This window comes from Methanosarcina sp. UBA5, assembly GCF_002505485.1.
Classification (GTDB): Archaea; Halobacteriota; Methanosarcinia; order Methanosarcinales; family Methanosarcinaceae; genus Methanosarcina.
Genome location: NZ_DAVG01000055.1, coordinates 1 through 20,921, shown reverse-complemented (window position 1 = coordinate 20,921; position 20,921 = coordinate 1). Strand labels below are relative to the sequence as shown.

Genomic DNA, 20,921 nt, shown 5'->3' with positions numbered 1-20,921 from the left:
TTTCCCAGTAAGATCTGGAAGCTGAGACTCTGCTGAAAAGAAATGAACAGAAAAAGATATCAAGTCTTAAAATTAAACTCCTGATAGGTAATTAAATTGATATGCAGATAATTAAGTTAATCTTGTATTTAACAGCGAGTTGATGCAAGGTTACCAGCTACGACCTATTCCCGTGCAAGTAAAGTTTTTGTTTTAAGAAGGAAGGCATTTATTTTCAGGAAGGAGTGCGTTTTCTTGCTTAAAGACAGAGTATTTGACAGATTTTCAGATGCAGGTTTCAAGATCCGGAATAAATCCGAATCCAGGAAAATTTCATCACGTGAAGCTATCTTTGGATCTAATCCTATAATTGATGCTGATTTCGTTGAGGTAGATGACGTTGAGATAGAGGAGGACTTTTTCCGCGATCCGGATCCTTCTTCTAAATCGGATTCAGGAATTGACTCAGAACTTTTAGAAAAACTCAAAGAATACCTTAAAACGCGGTCTGAAGAGGAGATTTTCGAGATCTTTAAAGAGGTCCGTAAAATTCTGGAAAGCAAAGGCTCTGAAAGTGATTTCCGGAAGACATCGGGAGAGGAGATCCCTATTAATCAAAGAGCAAGAATAAAGAAGATCTCAAGGAATGCTTTCAAAGTCTTTATGGAAACGGCTTCCCATGGAAGGAAGCAGATAATAAGTGCCTCAAAAGTAGCTTCCTCAAAAGCCTCATCAATGGCATCCGAAGGAAAAGAATCGATAGTGGATTCCTCGAAAAAACTCAATGAAAAATGGAATAACCTTAGCCCCAGAGACCGCAAAATCATTTCCGAATTGATAGTTGCAATGATCGAAATCGGGCTGCTTAAAGGGGCAAGCCGGAGTAAACAGGCCGCATTTGCTGTTCTTTCAAGCATATCCAGGCGCCAGACCCCAGCCCGGAAAGACCTGGAAGATTTTGGAGAAGGTCTGCAAAAACTTTTCAAACGCAGGCGTTAAAGTACCAGGGCATTGAACACCAAGAAATGCACTAAGTTAAAAAATACCTGGGATTTAAAACCTGTAAGGTTTGCTTATTGCCTTCACAAAACTTGCAGGGCTTTCCCCGACATCCCAGTTTTCGGCATTCCCTATAAGATATGTGTGGTCAGAAACCTGTTGAAGCCCCCCGGCATCATAATTTCCGATTATAAGGGAAAAGATCCTGGCTCTTCTTTCGACTTTTATTTCATTCCATTCCCTAATAAGTGGGATTTCAGAGAGTTCGGAAAACCCATCGGTAAGGAAAAGGAGATCGGCTCCCTCAAAGGCTTTTTCGTTTTTCATAGCCTTGAGACCTGCACGAAGTGCAGTATTAAAATCGGTGCCGCCGCCGAAAGTAAATTTCAGGAACTCCAGAAACTCCTCACCCATCCGCCTTTTATTTGTAAGCTCAATTTCAACTGTCTGCCACTTTGAGGAGAAGAGAATCACTTTAACATCCCTGTTTTCTGTTAACATTCTTCTCGTAACTGCCAGAACTACGGCTTTTGCAAGAATCTCTGAGCTTCCCCGCATCGACGCCGAGGTATCTACAAGAGCAACTACAGGCCCTTTTCTCTTTTTCCCTGCACTATCTGAGTTCCAATTTTTCCCTTTTAGCTGGTAGGTCAGGAGTTTTCCTTCAAGCATATCAGCATAGAATTTACGTTTCAGGAGAGGGTTTTTTAGCTTTACGGTTTCTGCTGGAAGTAATGTCTGGAGATCACCTGAAAAGGTAACCGAATGAACTTCGCTTTTACTGTACGGAGATAAATTCAGCTTTTTTGAGCCGTACTCAAGTTCGATTCTTCCTACCTGTTCAAGAATCTCTTGAATGTCCAAACTCTTTTTAAGAAGTGCGGCATATTTTTCAAGGTTTTCAAAGTATTCTCTGTGAAGAGCCTTCAAAGAGTAATCCCATGATCTGCCCGGAAAGAACATTGAGAGAATTTCTAGCATTTCAAGGTGGGCTTCAAGTACAGGGATAAGCTCTTCAATTTTTGCAGCTATGCTTTCTATAACAGAATCCAGGGCCTCTCCTGCCTTTTCTGAAGACATGAAGTTCTGAGTCATTGAAGCAAGTCTTTCGGATCCCGTAGCATTTCCAGCCTGTATATCTGGACTTTCCCAATTCTCATGATCGAGGTCTTGCAGGGAACTTTCCTGTTTGAGAGGATTTTCCTGTGTAAGGAAACCTTCCTGTTTAAGAGAATTTTCCTGTTTGCTTTCTGGATTTGCCTGTCGATTGGATACATCCGGATTTTCCTCCAGCCAGAAATTTTTTTCAATATCTCGTATTCTGTTTCTTTCCCATGCCGATTGAGTTTCATCGATCAGCTTCCTTAGAGCTTTAAGGCTTTTTTCGAGATTTCTTGCGAACTTTTTTGAAAATTCGGACTCCAGTTTCCCATAATCGTCCAGAAGTGTAAAGAATTCTTCAAGCAGGGCCCTAAGGATAAAAACGCCTGCCAGGTTGTTGGCTCCGGCAAGAGCTTTTATTTCAGTCCATACCCCGAAATCCCTTAAACCGAGAAAGATCGGATAAAAAGCTCCAAATTTACTCATAAATAGCTTTTCATCTTTTATTTCATACCCATCTTTGGAAAAAAGCTCATAAATAAGAATTTCCGCAATTTCTTCCCTGACTTGTCTTGGTATTCTTCGCGGAGTTGCCAGAACCTCCCTGAGCTCAAGATTCAATATTGTGAAAGGATTGAAGGCATGGCTGAACGATAAAGATGAGCCTGATCCGGGAATGTCTTCAAAATCTTCCTTTCGTCTTTTTAATTCCTGCATATTTTTCCTTTTCCGGAAATTCTCCAAAGTTTTGAGAGATTTTGATAAGTTTTGAGAGATTTTGATAAGTTTTAAGAGATTTTTATTTAAGTTGTCTTTTATATTTCATAGACTTTTCAGATATATGCCAGAGATTCTTCAGTTGTATTTCAGAGATTTTTTCAGATATATTCGAGAAATTTTTAAGTTTCAGGCTACTTCTTCTGCTTTTTCAATGGTTACATTAAATACCCTGGGTTTTTCGAGCAGGAGCCTTGCCTCATTTAGACTGCTTGCAATTTCGTAAACATCAGTATTTTTGGAGCGATATTTCATCAGGATTTCCTGGCTGTCCTGCCCTGAAACCCAGAGGTTTTCCCTCAGAGTGTTCTCAAGTGCTTTTTCTTCTTCCTGGATTTGCCTTTTAAAATAATTCAGTCTCTCCTCCAAATTTTCATATTCTTTCTCATAGAGTTTCTTATCTCCGTAGTCGAGGCTGATCTTGAACTCAAAGTCGTACTTCCTGCGGAATTGATCTGCCAGGGATTCGAAGCTAAGGGAACTGTTGAGATTGCTATAATCGAGCCCGAAACTGTAAGTATGGGTTGGAAATTCTGTATGGTGTTTCAGCAGATCAAGAGCATTGTCAAATGTAAGGTTCCTCTGGGTTTTCATCCCTGAAAACCTTGAGCTTTTCAAGCCGCCTGTTGTCCTTTTTTCTTCTTCGTAGCACTTATTACAGGCTACAAGATCCGGAAGTTCCTGCTGCAAACAACCGTATATGGAATTTTTCAGGTCAAGAACGTCCAGTTTCAGTTTGCCGGTGTCCGTACCCCCTGAAACAACCCTGTCCAGAATAAGCTTCCTGATCGCTTCCTTCTGCTCCGGCACTTCCCAGAGCACGTGCTGCAGCAGGACTGCAGTCATTCGGTCTACGCTGTCATGCCCGTTTACGACTGAAGCTACCCTGAGTACATTTACAATTTTCTTCCAGCGCCTGTCCGAGACAAAAATATTTGAGTTCCTGAGTTCTCTACGGAGTGCCTTTATAATAGACCGAACTTCAGGATCAACAGGGAGATCTCTTGCTTTCTTCTGAATTTCCTTAATATCTTCTATGCTGAGTTTCGTTGAGGGTACGAAATCCTCGGTGTTTTTGAAGATGAGGTCTTCAAGATTTTCTTCGTGCTGGATATAATCCACCCTGTACCGGAACAAAAAGCGGTCGTAAAGGGCTTCAAGGCTTTCATCTTCTTCCGGTAGCTCGTTGGAAGCCCCAAAAACCGTAAAAAGAGGCACCTCAATGATCTCCTTGCCGTTATGGTACTTCCTCTCATTCAGTACAGTCAACATGCTGTTTAAGATGGAACTATTTGCCTTGAAAATCTCGTCAAGCAGGGCTATATGGGCAGTTGGAAGGTAACCTTCCACCCTCCTGCTGAACTCATCCCTCTCAAGCGCCTTAAGGGAAAGCGGCCCAAATACCTCTTCAGGCGTGGAGAAGCGGGTCAGAAGATAATGAAAAAAGTTTCCCCCTTCGATAGTTTCGCAGATTTTGCTTGCAAGCAGGGTTTTTGCAGTCCCAGGCGGACCAAGTAAAAGAATATGTTCGCCGGAAAGGAGTGCAAGAAGAGACCCGTTGATTTCAGCGTCCCGTTCTTTAAAGTAGTCGGAAAACTCCTGTTTGATATTGATGACCGTATTCTTTAAATCCAGAACTCTCATAAATTCCAGAACCTTTATAAATTTCTTTTTTTCAGCATCACGCCTTTATATGTCAGAAAGATGCTACAATAGTGAATTGCAATAGCCGGTTAGAATAATGTAAAAAATGAACTCCTTATTTTTATGGGCCTTGCCTTAATTAATTTTTCTAAAAATTCTTATCCCTACCACCGATATGTCTGCGGGTTATGTTTCTTCTTAGTGATATACCTTTCTGCTTTAATACTGAAGCCCAGATTTTATCAGATTTCATGCGCTGGTCTGGTTTCCACCTTGATTTAAGTTCCTTCACCTTCTACCTTTTACCATTCGCGGAAGTACCATCCGAAGAAGTTATGCATAAAGAAGTCGATCAATAACGAGAATGGTTACTTTAATTAATCAATGTCCAGATTTTAATTAATCAATGTCCAGATCATTAGTCCTTAAATAGTCAACATCCAGAAGTCGATCAAATTTCCGGAAGGCTTTACATGAATGATTTTGAGCGTGAGAAATACAGCCGACAGATCCTTCTTTTTGGGGAAGAGAAACAGGAAAAATTGAAGAATGCAAAAGTGCTGGTTGCCGGGGCAGGAGGGTTAGGATCTCCGGTTTCCACCTATCTCACAATAGCCGGAATCGGAAAGATAATTCTTGCAGATTTTGATTCCGTGGATCCCAGCAATTTAAACCGGCAGTTCCTGCATCATGAAAAAGACATTGGACGGCTTAAGGTAGAATCCGCAAAGGAAAAGCTGCTTTCTATGAATCCAGATATTGAGGTTGAAACCATATCAGAGATGCTTACCGAATCAAACCTTGACTCTCTAATTCCTGAATGTGACGTTATAGTTGATGCGCTTGACAACCTCGAAACTAGACATCTGCTTAACAGGCTTGCCATAAAAAGAAGGATTCCTTTAATCCATGGAGCAGTTACCGGATATGACGGCCAGGTAACAACAATAGTGCCTGGAGAAACTCCCTGTTTTTACTGTATTTTCCCGCGCATCTCCAAAAAGGAAGTTTTTCCGGTTTTAGGGGCAACCCCAGGGATCATCGGTTCTATTCAGGCAAACGAAGTAATTAAATTCCTGACAGGGCAGGGGAAGCTTCTGAAAGGCCGCCTCCTGTTCTGGAACGGGCTTTCAGGAAATTTCAGTGAGATTTCACTCTCAAAGCTAAACAATTGTCCAGTCTGTGGAAATAGAAAGGAAAAGTGCAGAAATAAATGAGAGATTCATCGTTTTAAGTCCAGGTAAACCCTTATTTCGATTTCCTGCCGTATATTGGCCAATTTATATATATCTTCAGTAATAATATCTTGTAGGGTATGTAATAATATCTTATAGGGTACTTATTACAGGGGATCTTGTGTGAGGAGGGGACTTGATGAAAAAGAAGACCGTTCCAGTTGAGAAGGGAGTCAATGGTTTGGACGGGAACTCAAATTTATGGTCTTATGGATTCCAGGATCTGAATATTTCCTCACCTGCTTTACTTCCTGCTTCACTTCCTGCTTCTATCCCGAATGCACCTTATTTTGACATTCGAATCTATCGGGAATCCATGATAAAGTCATTGATCAGGATACACAGTAAAGATATGTACTGGCTGCTTGAGAAGGTTCACTTTGATGGAAACTACTACAGAGTAAAGTGTGTAAGTTCAGGGGAGTGGGAATACTGCTGGGATCTTGCCGTCAGGATACAGTTTTTCGGAAAAATGCTGGGAATGACTCTTTATCCCAAGCGCCTGGTTTCACAGAAGGAAAAAAGGATCGTCTACAGGTCTATGATCCTGGTTAACCCTTACCAGCTCTGGGACGAGGCTCTTGTAAATAAATTCTGGAACTTGCAGGAGAGGGTTGAGTTCCTGATAGCCAAAATTCTTTTTCACGAGTCCATTCACGTTATGATCTCGCTTGGAAACATTCTACCTTCCGGTTTCGGAAACACAGACATTTATCTTGAATTCAGGAAGATGCTGGAAGTCTCAGTTTCTAAAAAACTTTCTCTCGAGCTTCATAATGTGCAGTTCCGCCTCTGGAATCTTGTGCTTTTTGGATCGTCAGGTTCCGAAAGTGAAAAAAAACTGCTTGAAAGAGTTCAGGAGATATACGAATTCCTGATCAACGAAAAGTACAGTAACCAGAAAACGGGAAAAACTTTTCATTTTCCTTCAAACAACACAAAAATCGCCAGAAAATATGCATGGATAGCAGCCGTTAAAGCTGGGGGAGACAAGCAGGTTACCAAGAAAATCTGGCAAGTAGAGGTCCGCAGGCTCAGGATAGAACTAAGGGAACTATTTGAGAGGATTGATACGGAATTGAGTAATATGGGAATTATATTGGATTAAATGACATAAGTAAGTGGATAAAAAGTTGAATAATTATTGAACTGGTGGGTTTTCTGACATTTTTCTTTTTCCCGCCTTCATTCTATGATTCGTAGTTTACTTTCCCCTTCTTTCTTCCTGTAATTTTATTACTTATTTTATCTCTCGAGCTAATCCCAAAACTCAAAATTTGCCTTTTTGGTTCACGCATTCTAAGTAACCAATCGGGCTTCAGATCATTAAAGCAATCAGATTAATTCCGGTAGTTAAGAATGAAAAATGGGTTTTGGGATTAGCTCTTCTATTGCTTTGTTTTTAGAACTGAACCTTAGGTTCCCTGTTTCAGAACTTTTTCAATCTTTGCCATATCAGGAAGTTCATGTACAGGATATTCTTCGAAGAATATTACCTTCTGTTCCCCGTCGATAATTATGTTCGCCCTTTGAGAGACACCTTCTTTTTCCCTGAAGATCCCATATGCTCTGGCAACCTCCCCATGCGGCCAGAAGTCCGAAAGAAGCTTGATGTGTGTAATCCCCAGTTCTCTGGCCCAGGCTCTTTTTGATGGTATGGGATCCACACTTATGCCAAAAGCCACCGTGTTCAACCTGGTGAACATTTCGTGGTTTATCTCAAGTGACTTCATTTGTTCTGCGCACACATTCGTCCAGGCGAGTGGATGAAATGATAGGAGCACTTTCTTGCCAGTGAAGTCATATAGGTGCACCTCTTTCTGTTCCTGGTCTCTTAACCTGAAATCCTGGATTTTATCCCCGATTTTAATCTTACTCATGATAATTTCCCCAATTTAATAAAATACCCTATGTTTAATAAATTGTCTGTCTGCTGGCTGCTTAACATTACTGGCCGTTTAACATTTTTGACAGCGAGAAGCACCGATTGAAGTGCAAAAAAGGTTCAAAGCTAGTATAAGTTATAAAGAATAACATGAAGAGTGGTCGGATTAAAAATTGTGGAAAACAAAAGTAAAAGTAATATAAATAAAAATGATTAAATGGTCAACAGTTTTCAAATGAATATAAAAACTCTGTTTCTCTTCTCTATAAAGCGCACGGTTAACTTGAAATCCTAGTAAAATTAATTTTTAATCTTATTTACTTAATTCTCCGAGTTTTTTCTCTTGAGAAGGTTCTTGCATTTTTCAATTATACCTTTATTACCCGATGCTGGTTTGTTATCATTCACTCTATTGCGTTTCATTTGATCTTGTTCTCTACGAGATATCGGTTTAGAAGTTTTTTTGGACATTGTTAAACACCATTAAAAAGCGATAGAATTAATCCTTCTTAGATTATATTCGTGAATTGACAATCAACTATAAAAAATGAGTGTATTTTTATCAACTTTTCCAATGAAAAAGTAACTTTAAACTGAAAAATAGATAAGCTCCATGCGTGGTTTGAACACGCGACCTAGTGATTACAAGTCACTCGCTCTACCGGGCTGAGCCAACAAGGCTTGATTTTCTCTAAGGAGTCAATAGAACCGAGTGTTTAAAGCCCTCTATTGTTTATTTGTATAATTACTAGCAAATTTAATTGGCCTATATAAGCGTTTTTGGTAGCCACTGCACAAAGTTCTACCCCCAATGACATACTACAACAACGCCACGATACCTGTAATTGATACAGCCACAATAAAGGAGGTTAGGAACAATTGTCGTGTAGTTTTCTGCAGTTATTGGACAAGTTCACGTCCTGGCATCAAATTGCAGATTACTCGACTGAATAAAGTATACTCTTAAAACTATCTTCCGTCTGGATTCAAGTTAATTGCAATTTTGGAACACTTATAATATACGTTTCAATATGAAAATAGTTTCAATCTCTTTGAGTTTTCAAGGTAATTGCAATCAGTAGCAAATTAATATTCGCGGTATTCTTCAATATTTCTCGTTCTGACGAGTATAATACTCAATTTGCTTTTCCAGCCATTCGATATATTAATCGGCCACGTTTTATTCCTACGAAATATCAGTTATAGATCTAGGGTGAAGCTCAAAATTAAAAGGGCTACAGCAATTAAACAATCGCTAGAAGGGTCTAAATTGTACTTCCAGACCGCATAACCACAGATCAGATAGGAAATAACAGCCGCGATTACATTAAGGCTAGATAACCCTTTTTTTCCCAATTTTAAGCCTTCTGAGTATTCATTACTTACAGATCACGTTTCAATTTCTAGTGAGTTTCAAGTTGATTGCAATAAAAAAACAGCGATTATTATAATACCAAGGAAATAGTTTCTTCAATCTCTATTGAGTTTCAAGGTAATTGCAATTTATTGGCATTTCAAGATCGTTACAAAAAGGCATAAACCATGAAGATAAGAACTATACTTAGAACTATACTCAGAACTATATTAAACATATCAATTTTATGTATAATCGGTATAAGTCTTTCTGCCATCGTTGTACTTAGCGGAAGCCCAAAAAATCAACTGGCTTGCGTTTTGGTGGTAGGTTTGTGTTTTTCAATTGTGTTTATTCTTTTTGGTGCAGTGGAGCGACTCAAATAATGAGGCAATTGAGCTGATCACGTACAAATTTCAGAAAGCACAATCTCCAGAAACCTTAATAAGCTCAAAGATTTAAAGGCAATTAATGGTAATAGCAAGGGAAAAACGAATTATATTTCGACCATAAACACTGGAAAGATCTTTTTGAAAATTAGAAATTAAACTAAAGCTTTCTGGACGTCGTTATCTGTAGTTTTTGATATGTTCTGCCATCCAAGATGTCCAACCATTTTTACCTTTCGTCTTATCTTTTACCACAGATTGGGGGAAAACTCCTTAATAATGAGAATTAACTTAGACAAGTCCGACGAACCCCCCTATCTGTGGCAACTAATAATGACTTAAGCTGTCCCAAATAGCAAAATACCCCAGACAGGCTTAGACATAATAGAGGGACTATAACCTTGGCACTTAATTAAATATCCTCTACTCAATAAATTAAATTTCCCATTCCTCTTTAGTCCCAATCTTTTTTAATTATTTTTTCCAATTAGAAGTTCATTTTTTGGCTACAATATATCCAAACATGGTCTTAGTATTACTGCCCTTAGTATTCTTTACTGTCAAGCTGACAGTGTACTTTCCTGCTTTACTGTATTTATGTACAGGGTTCTTGGCTGTTGAATATGTCCTGTCTCCAAAACTCCACTTCCATGAAGTTGGATTGTTTGTACTCTTGTCAGTAAACTGCACCTTTAGTGGAATTTTTCCTGACCTTAGAGAAGCTGAGAATGCAGCAACAGGTGGTTTTAGTTGTGGTACTTCAATAGTAGCCATGTAAATGTCGGTATCATCACTATATTCCTCCCCATATTGCCATAACTATATTGTTACTTTTTAGAGATTGGCACATTGAATTTTAACAAAACGGCTATTGATATTGTTTTATCCAGGCTGAATAGTTACGAAAAAAATATTCATTTAATGTCTGGGCTTTTGGTGTTTGGACTGCAATATAGGCCCATAAGATTACGAATTCAAACTTTAACAAAAGGAGCATGTTATTAATATAGAGCCTATCCTAAAATTCACTTTGAATTTTGTGTTTTTAGTGACTAATCGAGCTTATGACTATGAATCAAAGCCTGAATGTTTCTAATAATTGAGAGGAAAAATGGGTTTTGGGATCAGCTCATTATATATACCCACTTCCACTGTACCACTTCTTTAACCGAAAAAAGAGGACTTTGAACAAAGATTTAGAAGCCCCGTGCGTGATTTGAACACGCGACCTAGTGATTACAAGTCACTCGCTCTACCGGGCTGAGCCAACGAGGCATGATTCCCTCATAGCGACCCCATAGAAATGAGTGTTTAAAGCCCTTTTTCGTCTATTTGTATAATTACAAGTAAATTTAATTGGCTTATATATAAGCGTTTTTGGTAGCAACTTCACAAGGTTGCCGGAGGGATTTAAATCCTCTATCTACTGATAAGAATCAACCGCTATACCGCTAAGCCACTATGTAGCGATTTCGACTTTATTTTAACAAAAAAGTTCGTTTCATAGCCCAATTTCGTTTATTGGCTTTATTATATTAGGGTTGAAAAACCAATATATAAATCATTTCTTTTTAAGTTATATAAATATTTAGGGATGTTTAATTTCGTCTTTTATAATTTGTTACTTTTATGATGCCTCAACTCGCGTCAGAAATAAACCTTACTACCAGTAAATATTGCATTTCGAAACGCATAATTATAGTACAGGTCAATACTTCTCTATGAGATTCAAAGTAAATATCAGAAAGATTTCTCCTGATCCACTTCATTACGATTATCAGTACGGTTTAGCGTCAGTACTTTACAAACGGCTTGCCATTGCAAATGAAACTTTTGCGAATGAGCTGCATAGCCATAAAGGGTTTAAACACTATACATTCTCAAACTTGAGTATTGAAGACCGAATCCCAGATCGAAATGGTTTGAATTTTCATAAATCTAATTTTATCATATCATCTCCTGATGCAGAGTTTATAAAAAATTTTGCAAAAGGTATTATCTCTTCTCCTGATTTTTACCTAGGTAACAAAGACAGAAGGATTGATTTCATAGTGGAAAGTGTTGAGATGTTGCCGAAAATAAGTTTTACAGATTGCTGTACTTTTAGAACACTTTCCCCTGTATACATAAAAACACAAGAGAAAGTTGGAGATAAGTTTACAGAAGAGGACCTATATCCGATGAACTCAAAATTTTATGAAAATTTAAAAGACAACTTATTTGATAGATACCAAGAGTTTTCTGGCCAGAAAATCGATTCGGGCTTTTTTGAGGCGAAGGTTACAGATTTCAAGAAAAAACGTGTAACAATAAACAATAGTTATAGGCGTTGTAGTTTAATGGATATAACTTTAAAAGCAGATCCAAGGTTAATTGAGTTCGCATATGATGCAGGACTTGGTGAAAAGACAGCTATGGGATTTGGGTGTATGGATATAATGTAATTTTAGATATTATTTATATTTTAGAATTTAAAACCCTATGAAAAACAGGAATCAACTGTATTTTCGTGGATCTTTATAAAGGGTACTTCAAAAGAACGATCCACGAAAGGAAAAAGCATAAATCTGAATAATAGAGTAAATTTATATATCATACTTAAAAGAGTACTTCTAAGTAAAGCCTTGTTCTGCGCCATATTCTGAAATAAAGGAGTATAGCTTTAAGGTTAATAGTTCGGTTAAATTAGCTTGGTTAAAATCAGACCTTGTAGGGATTGAAACGGACGAGATAGACGACGCAGACGACGGCCTGGACATGTTAAAATCAGACCTTGTAGGGATTGAAACATAAGCTATATGTGATTTTCAGAAGCAACAAAACGGTTAAAATCAGACCTTGTAGGGATTGAAACGCAGATACGCTGCGCTACTGCATAAGATTTACCCGAACCTGTTAAAATCAGACCTTGTAGGGATTGAAACGCACGTAAAAAAGAGGCCCAGGCAGAGGAAGCAGCAGTTAAAATCAAACCTTGTAGGGATTGAAACAGGGTATTTCCGTCAATCACATTTTGAGGGTATAAAGGTTAAAATCAGACCTTGTAGGGATTGAAACGCGGTTACATTCAGGTTAACAGGTTCGGTTATAATGTTAAAATCAGACCTTGTAGGGATTGAAACACAAGTGGGAAAACAAATGCCCCCTTTAATTTAACAGTTAAAATCAGACCTTGTAGGGATTGAAACAAGGTATCATCGGAGGAGCTTGACCCCGACGCCAGGCGTTAAAATCAGACCTTGTAGGGATTGAAACACAAAAACAGGAACAAAACAGGAACAAAACAGGAAAGTTAAAATCAGACCTTGTAGGGATTGAAACTAGGGACAATCAGGATATAATCTGCTGTGACTGAATGTTAAAATCAGACCTTGTAGGGATTGAAACGGCGTTATACGTTGCTAGGATTACCTCTTCGGGATTGTTAAAATCAGACCTTGTAGGGATTGAAACGAAGTTAAACTTCCACGCAATACGCACGCGCACAATCGTTAAAATCAGACCTTGTAGGGATTGAAACATTCCAATATCAAGGACATTTATAAGCGGGTGATCGTTAAAATCAGACCTTGTAGGGATTGAAACTCACGAAGGTTATGAGCATTATGAAAACCAGTTAAGGTTAAAATCAGACCTTGTAGGGATTGAAACTTATTGCAATGGAGCAAAACAGCTTATCAGAAAAACGTTAAAATCAGACCTTGTAGGGATTGAAACAGCTTCGATGATTATTTAAGAATCACATCCATAAGGTTAAAATCAGACCTTGTAGGGATTGAAACTCGGCGGTTATTCCTGTATCTTTAAAATTAATTACGTGTTAAAATCAGACCTTGTAGGGATTGAAACATACTCAAACACCAGAAGATCCGGTTACAGGAGATCCATTAAAATCAGACCTTGTAGGGATTGAAATTCGTGTATTTTGAGTGCCCCTTTTTCTGTGAATTGATAGTTAAAATCAGACCTTGTAGGGATTGAAACAAAATAACAAGCTGTAAGAGCTCATCCTGAAGTGTCGTTAAAATCAGACCTTGTAGGGATTGAAACAGTTCAGCATTAGGCCTAAAGTCCCCAGCATGATCGTTAAAATCATACCTTGTAGGGATTGAAACTCTGCAGCACTCGAAAGTATAGAACCTGTTATATCAAGTTAAAATCAGACCTTGTAGGATTGAAACGGATAGGCGCAGTTATTCCCAGGGTCATAGACTGGGTTAAAATCAGACCTTGTAGGGATTGAAACAGGATACCAGGCAGGTATTGAGAACCGGAGATGTATTGTTAAAATCAGACCTTGTAGGGATTGAAACAAAGTTATGCCCCTCCTCAGAAGTCTCAAAGAATTCGTTAAAATCAGACCTTGTAGGGATTGAAACGTGAGTGATAATCACATTGACTACAAAGTGGGAGATTGTTAAAATCAGACCTTGTAGGGATTGAAACTACGAACCCAGTTTCCTGCCGCAAGGGTAACTACAGATTAAAATCAGACCTTGTAGGGATTGAAACATCATTGAACGAATTGGAAAAAAAATAATGTATTGTCTCGAAGGTTTGTATTTGATCTACCGGGATTATAAATATAAATAATAATTTGAAGGATTTGATATGGATAAAAAAACTAAAAAATTAATTTTATTTATTTCAAACTTCGTTTTTTTTATTTTGACTGATATATTTTTTTGGAATGCATTACATATAAATTCAAATAATATGATTATTTTTATTGATGGGGTTGTAATGGCAGTTTACAATATAATGTCAATAGAACTTATGGTTGGAAAATATTTTAAGAAGGTTATTTAAGGGTATAACCTTCTATTTCTTTTATTAAGGTTTGTTTGTCGGATTCGAAAAAAGATACCATTTCAAAGATTTTCTCACTCCATCTTGCAAGAAGGTTAAAATCAGACCTTGTAGGGATTGAAACTACACATGATAATAATTATATACCTCGTCGCCGGAGGTTAAAATCAGACCTTGTAGGGATTGAAACACATCATGTAGGATGTCAGAACTGGATCGAGCAGACATGTTAAAATCAGACCTTATAGGGATTGAAACTTCTTTATATAAGTACCGCCTGAAGAGATTACTACAGAGGTTAAAATCAGACCTTATAGGGATTGAAACGAAACAGAAAGAAATACAAAAGTATTGCAGATAAACGTTAAAATCAGACCTTATAGGGATTGAAACAGACCTGTGAGCGAAGTCTCTGCGGACTGAAACATCGTTAAAATCAGACCTTGTAGGGATTGAAACGCATTGACAAAAATAACAAATGCTGAGATTTGTTGTTAAAATCAGACCTTGTAGGGATTGAAACGAATCATCTGCAATTGAAAATTGAGGAATTCCAGACAGTTAAAATCAGACCTTGTAGGGATCATAGCTTTCTATTCCCTTTTTAGAGTAGAATAAAGCTTATTTATATTATTCTCATATATTAAAAATTACAAATGTCCATATACTTTTAGCCTTATTGTTGTTTTATGTAATAGCGGAATTAAAATACAGAGTTCTTTTAGTATGTATGAAGCAGAATTCAAAGAATCTGGAAATTACTGGATTGACTCTGGAATAATTTCATTATTCCGTGCATTTAATTCTCCAGAAAACAAAGAACTGGCAGAAAAACTAGGAGTAACAGTAAGAGCAAAAAAATTCACTATTGAAAGCCCAAGTAAAGAGGATGTTTCTACATTTTTAAAAGAGGTGGTTGATAACCTAGTTAATAAGAGTTACATTACAGAGACACAAAATAAGGACATCTGGTATGATGAAACCGATGGCGAGTTCAAACTTTACCAGAAAACTAACTTTACGCCTTTTCATTCAACTTTAATCTCAGGGGTAATTCCTTCAATTAAAAACAAGCTTCTTCTTAAAGAAATGAGCCCCGATCTAAGGGAAAAATTCGAGAGCAAACTAAAGTTATTCAATGAAAACACGGATCAAAAAGCCAAGATAGGTCCCAAACAGGGGAAAGAGCCTGACAAAGCCTATGTTCCAATGGAGATACCCAGACTCTCAATAAATACAACACTTGATATTGAGCCTGGAAAAAACAATTGTTCTTTTTGTGGAAGGTCTGTTAAAAGGGGAATAAATCCAAGCGGTGTGAACTATCCTTGGATTACTTCTACAACTAAACTCAAGAATTTTAATTCGATGCATGCGGGTAAACTTGTCATGTGCGGTTACTGTGAAGCAGCATCTATCGCCGCATACAACATAGTACGCTATCATATCAACGATAAAAACCTGTTCATGGCTCTACCACATGCAGACAATCTTCGCGAGCTAAGAGATATTTGGACGGATATAATAACATACAGTCCAACCAAGAGTACTGAAAATTTATATTGTAATTTCACTCAGGAGAAAATTTCTGCGTACTATTTAAGTGAAAACCTAGTTTATCTCGCAATTTCAATGTATAACTCGATAAGGAATTATGTTTCTCAGCGAGAACTCAAGGATGACTCTGCATGGCAGCGTTTTGCATCAAAAAGGTGGTATTTAAGCTTTGGAGTTAACGAGCAAGCCCTGCAATTCCGAAAGGAACTGGAGTTTGCACGGTTTGGGGACCTCTTTAAATTTTTTGATTTTGTGACCGAGGATGAAGAAGGAACTGACCTCTTTCAACTTTTCAACGATCTGTTTGTAGAAAGGAAAAAAGGATACAGTAGTGCAAATGTGCTCTATAGAGAAAAGATTTCGGAAAAACTGCTCAATTTTCACGATATTACCGATGAAGTAGAAAGGTTCACGTTCGAAAAAAATAGGCCTGTAAAAGGGCTTCATAACTTTGTTAAAATTTATATGATAAAAAGCGTAAACAAGGGAGTTCGTATGGAAGAACAGATAGTGGAAATATGCGAAACTATTGGGGATAAGATCGGGAAATTTAGCTACTTCACAAACGATAAAGGAGTTCTTTTTGGGTTGAGAAACTCCAAAAGTCTTACAGAATTTCTGGAAAACCTAAACAGTGCTCAGTTCAAAATGCCAAATGAAAAGTATAAAGGCCGTCTTGAAATACCGAAGGAACTTTTGCTAAAACTCGATGAGAAGAACTGGAGACAGTACAAGTCGTTAATCACGATTTTTGCCAAAAATCCACCTTCAAAAAAGGGAAACGGAACTGAAGTAGGAAGTTCACTCGAAAAAGGAAATGAAAATACAGTTGAAAAAACCGAAGCAATGGAGGGATAAGATGGACTCTAACTGCGTCAACATTACTTTTTTATTTAAGATGAGTATTGGGAATGCGAACAGTGGATTCAATGAAGACAATATTTCAACCCTTAAAAAAATAACACTGCCTGATGGCTCAAGCTTGCCATATATATCAGGACAAGCTATCCGCCGTTATATTAGAGATAAATTCGTAGAATTAGGACAGGAAATTTCTCCCCTGCAAGACCCACGCAGTGATGAACAGAAAATAAAAGAAGCAAAGACAAAGAATCCTGACTTTACAGAATGCGATCCTGTAGCCTACATCGACGATGACCTGTTTGGTTACATGCGGGCTGTAAAAGGAGACACAAGAAAGAGGACATCTTCAGTAAGAGTTGCATCTGCAATTGGAATGTACCCATTCCAGAACGACAGGGATCTTGGAACCAGAAGTAGCCAACAAACACGTGTTAAAGCTGATGCTGGAGGATCAATGTTTGAGACTGAAATTACACACAACTACTTCTGTGTAAACACACTCATAGAGCTCGACAGGGTTGGTAAGTTCGATGCTCTTGAGCTTAACGGAAAGGAAGGAGTTGAATTAGAACCTGAAACTAAGGTCAAAAGACTGCACACGTTGGTTACAGCAATAGAACATCTCTGGGGAGGAGGAAAGCAGAGCAGGCTACTTACAGATATTTCGCCAAAGTTTATTGTCTATACAAAGCAAACCGCAAAAAGGCCAATTTTCCTTGAGACTCTTCGCATGAAACCTGATCAGCTTGACTCTGTAGACATTAATCTTCTGAAAAGTTCCTTTGATGCAAACGAAAGCATAGTCCAGAAGGCATATGTTGGATATTTGCCCGGATTTTTTGCAAATGATAAGGAGATAAAAGAAAGCTTTGATGACGTTTTACCCATCAATGAATGTTTCAACCTAATTAGAAAAGACATATCAAGTGTCTACATAAGGTGAACAGTGTGGATGCGATTCGGCTTCACATTCAGGGTCTTTTGAATTCCTTCCGGGAACCAAAGAGTCATAAAATACATCGAACTCTTCCGTTCCCTCCTCAAACAACATTAATTGGGTTTGCAGGTGCTGCATTGGGTCTTTCAGAAGGTACTCTCTGGAAAGAATTTAAAAGCCTACGGGTTGCAGTAGTTGATGTTTCAAAAACTTCAGATCTGGGAGGAGCTGGAAAAGCCGAAGATCTGGTTAAATACAAGAAATACAAAGATAGCGACATTGAAAGCAGCATATATGTCAGGGAACTTCTTTACAAGCCTGAGTACATGGTGTATTACGCATCTGAGAAAAAAGACATTCTTGAGAGACTCTTTAATGCCTTTCTCAATCCTGTATATGCTCTAAGTTTAGGTCGTGATGATGAGCTCATAACAATAAAATCAGTTGAAAAGATAAATCTTAAGCCTATCGAATCGGGAGAGTTCGAAGAAACTATTCTCCCATTTGACCCTGTTGAAGAAGGATTTGAGATTGATATGAGCAGTCAAAGATACTTTGAGCCTTACAGTACAGTACTCCTACCTTCAACTTTTATTGTGAAAAATGGAGTAAGAGAGCCTGCAGGGTTTAAAAAATATATATTCTTAAAAAATTTAAAAATTGTCCTAAACAAAGATGGAGGATTTACAGATGGGAAGTACAACTTTTTCTTTCTCTGATCTGGAAAAGTTAGAAATACTTGCCAAGAACGATCCTCCAAGATCTCTCAAAAACCATGTCTCAGATTGCTTGACAGTATTTGAGAGGTTTAAAAATCATCGGGCAGTAGATGCAAAACTCTTAGCTAAAAAAGCTTCTATAAGTGAAGACAGACTGTTTAAAGGGCTTTTTTACTGTATTGCATACCATGATCATGGAAAAGGAACTCTTCCGTTTCAATTGAAAATAAGGGGAATGCAGGCTCCTGATTCATCTCATTCCCTTGATTCTTTACCTTTTATTGAAGCTCAGATTAAAAATGATCCATTGTACGAGGAAGTACCTAAACTTCAATTGGAAACACTTGTAGTAGCCAGCCATCACTCGCGTCTCCATCCTGACAAATTCGTTAGTTATAAAGAAAAAATGCCCTTTAAGTATTTTAATGAATACCTGATGGGTCTAGAAGGCTTTGTTTGTGAACGTTACTTAGATATATTTGGAACAGAAAAATCTCTTTTGAGTTACCCTCACTTTGACGAACCTAATTATCACATAATAAATTACCAGTTCTCAAAGTTCAAAGAGATTTATCCTGAAGATTCTGTAGTGCGCGATATTTTTTCGTTTCTGAAAGCTGGAATGCATTATTGCGACTGGTGGGGATCTGGTTTTGATTTAAATAAGCAGTTCAGTATAAATGATATTAGAACTCCTCTGGAACAGGCAACACTTGAGAGAGCAAGAAACCGGGATAGGAAACAGGGTAGACCTGAAAGAACAAAAATAACATGGCGCGATTTTCAAAATAAATGTGGAGAGGCGAAAGGAGACGCTTTTCTAATAGCTCCTACCGGATCGGGTAAAACTGAAGCAAGCTTGCTCTGGAGTCAAAATAATTTACGAAATCACAGGCTACTTTACCTGCTTCCAACAATGACAACTACAAACAAAATGAGAGATAGGTTAGCAAATGTTTTTGGTAACGAAAATGTTGCTCTTGTCCACGGGACGTCCCGTTATCTCCTAAAAGAAGAGCTAAAGGCTGAAGAATTTCAACAATTTAATTATAAGATTAAAGAAATGAGCTCTTTCCTCTACCCTGCTACAGTCTCAACAGTGGATCAGATTTTGTTTAGCCTTTTCCATTCTAATCAGTGGGAAACAAGAAATGATGCACTTCGTAGTAGTCTGGTTATTCTTGATGAGATACATGCCTATGATCCATACACATTGGGTTTGATAATTGAAGCTATGAAAATAAGCGGTGAGTGGAGTAAGTTTTGCGTAATAAGTGCAACACTTCCGAAGGTGGTAAGAGAAACCATCGAAGAAAAAACAAGGCGAAAATTCTCACATATAGAAGACGAGGAGTACAACAGCAGGGTAAAACTTGAGATTAACATTCAAGAGGATACAATAGATAGCTGTATTGATCAGGTAATTTCATCTTTTTTGCTGGGAAAGAAAGTTTTAGTCATTGTCAATACTGTAAACAAAAGTATCAACCTATTTTGCGAAATAATTGAGAAAATGAAAGGAATCTTTCAATCTAAATACTCTGACAATCTAATAAAAAGTGTAATGTTATTTCACTCAAGATTTATCTTTACCCAAAGAACTGTGAAAGAAAATTATCTGGAAAACTTACCTGATGGGCCGTTCATTGCAATTACAACTCAGGTAGTTGAAGTAAGTCTTGATATTGATTTTGATGAGCTTCATACAGAGGCAGCACCTATTGATTCATTAATCCAAAGATTTGGAAGAGTAAATCGAAATCGTCCAGAGAATGTGATTTGTCCGGTATGTATATATCAGGTTGAAACCCCCAGACCATATGAAGATATGGATGTTATAAAGTCCAGTGTGGCATTACTTGAGGGTGCAGGCAGACAGCCAAATGAACTGAAACTGAGAACTTTAGTCAATGAATTGTATAATGAAAGTTACCTGTCAAAAATTGAGATGGGACTAAAGAAAGCGCAAAGTTTGGTCTACGATGCTATGGATCAAAGACGTTTTCTCTACACAGGCCGATTATTTGATGATGATGTTTCTGCTTATACGAGAGAATCGGATATTCCAACAGCTACCTGTATCCCTATTGAATATAAAAATGAGGTTGAAAAATTAAGTGCCTTAGAACGTGTTGGCTATCACCTAAGGGTACCAAAATGGATGTACGATAAACACAGAGACGAGATTGATGGAGAAATTCATTATATCAATCTACATTATGATTCTTTAACAGGAATTACGAATGAACCACCTTCAAAAACTCGTTTGGGAAATTGATTATGGTAATCCATATAAATGACTTATTTTACCCTGAAAGCCCAAGAAATATATTCCTAAAAGCCATATTACATTCAACGTGAAAGAGGAAGTTAAGGTAATTGATATGAACATATCTGTGTCATGCCTGTTACTGGCTACTGCCCCCCCTTTTGAAAGTTGAGAATTAAAATGTATATACCCTTGTCCTGATTATTTCATACAAAAAGAGTAATTATAGTATATGGATATACGGTAGTGTATCTTTTTCTACGTATACTATGATCTGTATCTCATAAATTTTTAAAATCCATAAGTATGTACAGGATTCTGGTCTGTTCAATAGTTTTTATCTATACAGTTCCAGTTTTTCCCGGTTGCGTTTTCTGAACTATCGTTAAACTTAACAGCAAGA

Annotated in this window: 12 protein-coding genes, 2 tRNA genes, 1 pseudogene and 2 CRISPR repeat arrays; of the genes and pseudogenes, 9 read left to right on the top strand and 6 right to left on the bottom strand. The window is 37.7% G+C overall.

Translation table 11 applies throughout. The annotated features are described in order from the left end of the window. The first annotated feature begins 234 nt into the window (after window positions 1-234). A complete protein-coding gene (locus BP621_RS05650) occupies window positions 235-978 on the top strand; it encodes a hypothetical protein (RefSeq protein ID WP_292388437.1) in 744 nt (247 codons plus the stop codon). 54 nt (window positions 979-1,032) lie between these two features. On the opposite strand, the gene BP621_RS05645 is transcribed toward BP621_RS05650, so the two are convergent. Together BP621_RS05645 and BP621_RS05640 are read right to left on the bottom strand one after the other, a co-directional pair. Further along, window positions 1,033-2,796 (bottom strand): vWA domain-containing protein, encoded by a 1,764-nt coding sequence (locus BP621_RS05645; protein WP_292388436.1) that lies wholly within the window; start codon window positions 2,794-2,796, stop codon window positions 1,033-1,035. 189 nt (window positions 2,797-2,985) lie between these two features. After that, window positions 2,986-4,500, bottom strand: coding sequence for an AAA family ATPase (locus BP621_RS05640; RefSeq protein WP_292388435.1), 1,515 nt, complete (start codon window positions 4,498-4,500; stop codon window positions 2,986-2,988). A gap of 473 nt (window positions 4,501-4,973) precedes the next feature. On the opposite strand from BP621_RS05640, the gene BP621_RS05635 reads away from it, so the two are divergent. After that, a complete protein-coding gene (locus BP621_RS05635) occupies window positions 4,974-5,717 on the top strand; it encodes a HesA/MoeB/ThiF family protein (protein WP_292388434.1) in 744 nt (247 codons plus the stop codon). A 157-nt stretch (window positions 5,718-5,874) separates the two neighbouring features. Next, the gene (locus tag BP621_RS05630; protein ID WP_292388433.1) at window positions 5,875-6,843 is read left to right on the top strand and encodes a hypothetical protein; all 969 of its coding nucleotides are present in this window, start codon (window positions 5,875-5,877) and stop codon (window positions 6,841-6,843) included. Window positions 6,844-7,150: 307 nt separating this feature from the next. Here BP621_RS05630 and BP621_RS05625 read toward each other — a convergent pair whose 3' ends face one another. The 4 genes and pseudogenes from BP621_RS05625 to BP621_RS05610 form a co-directional block, all read right to left on the bottom strand. Further along, a complete protein-coding gene (locus BP621_RS05625) occupies window positions 7,151-7,615 on the bottom strand; it encodes a peroxiredoxin (RefSeq protein WP_292388432.1) in 465 nt (154 codons plus the stop codon). 612 nt (window positions 7,616-8,227) lie between these two features. Next, window positions 8,228-8,301, bottom strand: a tRNA-Thr gene (locus BP621_RS05620). Window positions 8,302-9,858: 1,557 nt separating this feature from the next. Further along, window positions 9,859-10,104: pseudogene (locus BP621_RS05615) on the bottom strand (PKD domain-containing protein); the annotation flags it as partial. A 460-nt stretch (window positions 10,105-10,564) separates the two neighbouring features. Next, a tRNA-Thr gene (locus tag BP621_RS05610) sits at window positions 10,565-10,638 on the bottom strand. Window positions 10,639-11,084: 446 nt separating this feature from the next. Between BP621_RS05610 and cas6 the strand changes: the two genes are divergently transcribed. The 6 genes from cas6 to cas3 all read left to right on the top strand — a co-directional run bounded on the left by cas6 (window position 11,085) and on the right by cas3 (window position 20,527). After that, window positions 11,085-11,807 (top strand): CRISPR-associated endoribonuclease Cas6, encoded by a 723-nt coding sequence (cas6, locus tag BP621_RS05605; RefSeq protein ID WP_292388431.1) that lies wholly within the window; start codon window positions 11,085-11,087, stop codon window positions 11,805-11,807. A 249-nt stretch (window positions 11,808-12,056) separates the two neighbouring features. Next, window positions 12,057-13,875: a CRISPR direct-repeat array (repeat unit 30 nt; unit sequence GTTAAAATCAGACCTTGTAGGGATTGAAAC). Window positions 13,876-13,974: 99 nt separating this feature from the next. Next, on the top strand, window positions 13,975-14,172 hold the full coding sequence (locus tag BP621_RS05600) for a hypothetical protein (protein WP_292388430.1): 198 nt from the start codon (window positions 13,975-13,977) through the stop codon (window positions 14,170-14,172). A 93-nt stretch (window positions 14,173-14,265) separates the two neighbouring features. Continuing rightward, window positions 14,266-14,762: a CRISPR direct-repeat array (repeat unit 30 nt; unit sequence GTTAAAATCAGACCTTGTAGGGATTGAAAC). Between the two features lie 136 nt (window positions 14,763-14,898). Next, a complete protein-coding gene (locus BP621_RS05595; protein WP_292388429.1) occupies window positions 14,899-16,587 on the top strand; it encodes a hypothetical protein in 1,689 nt (562 codons plus the stop codon). Between the two features lies 1 nt (window position 16,588). Beyond that, entirely contained in the window at window positions 16,589-17,536 is a 948-nt protein-coding gene (gene cas7i / locus BP621_RS05590) for a type I-B CRISPR-associated protein Cas7/Cst2/DevR (RefSeq protein WP_292388428.1), read from the top strand. Continuing rightward, on the top strand, window positions 17,533-18,249 hold the full coding sequence (cas5, locus tag BP621_RS05585) for a CRISPR-associated protein Cas5 (RefSeq protein WP_292388427.1): 717 nt from the start codon (window positions 17,533-17,535) through the stop codon (window positions 18,247-18,249). Before cas7i ends, cas5 begins: the two co-directional genes overlap by 4 nt. Continuing rightward, entirely contained in the window at window positions 18,221-20,527 is a 2,307-nt protein-coding gene (gene cas3, locus BP621_RS05580) for a CRISPR-associated helicase Cas3' (RefSeq protein WP_292388426.1), read from the top strand. Before cas5 ends, cas3 begins: the two co-directional genes overlap by 29 nt. Window positions 20,528-20,921: the final 394 nt, after the last annotated feature.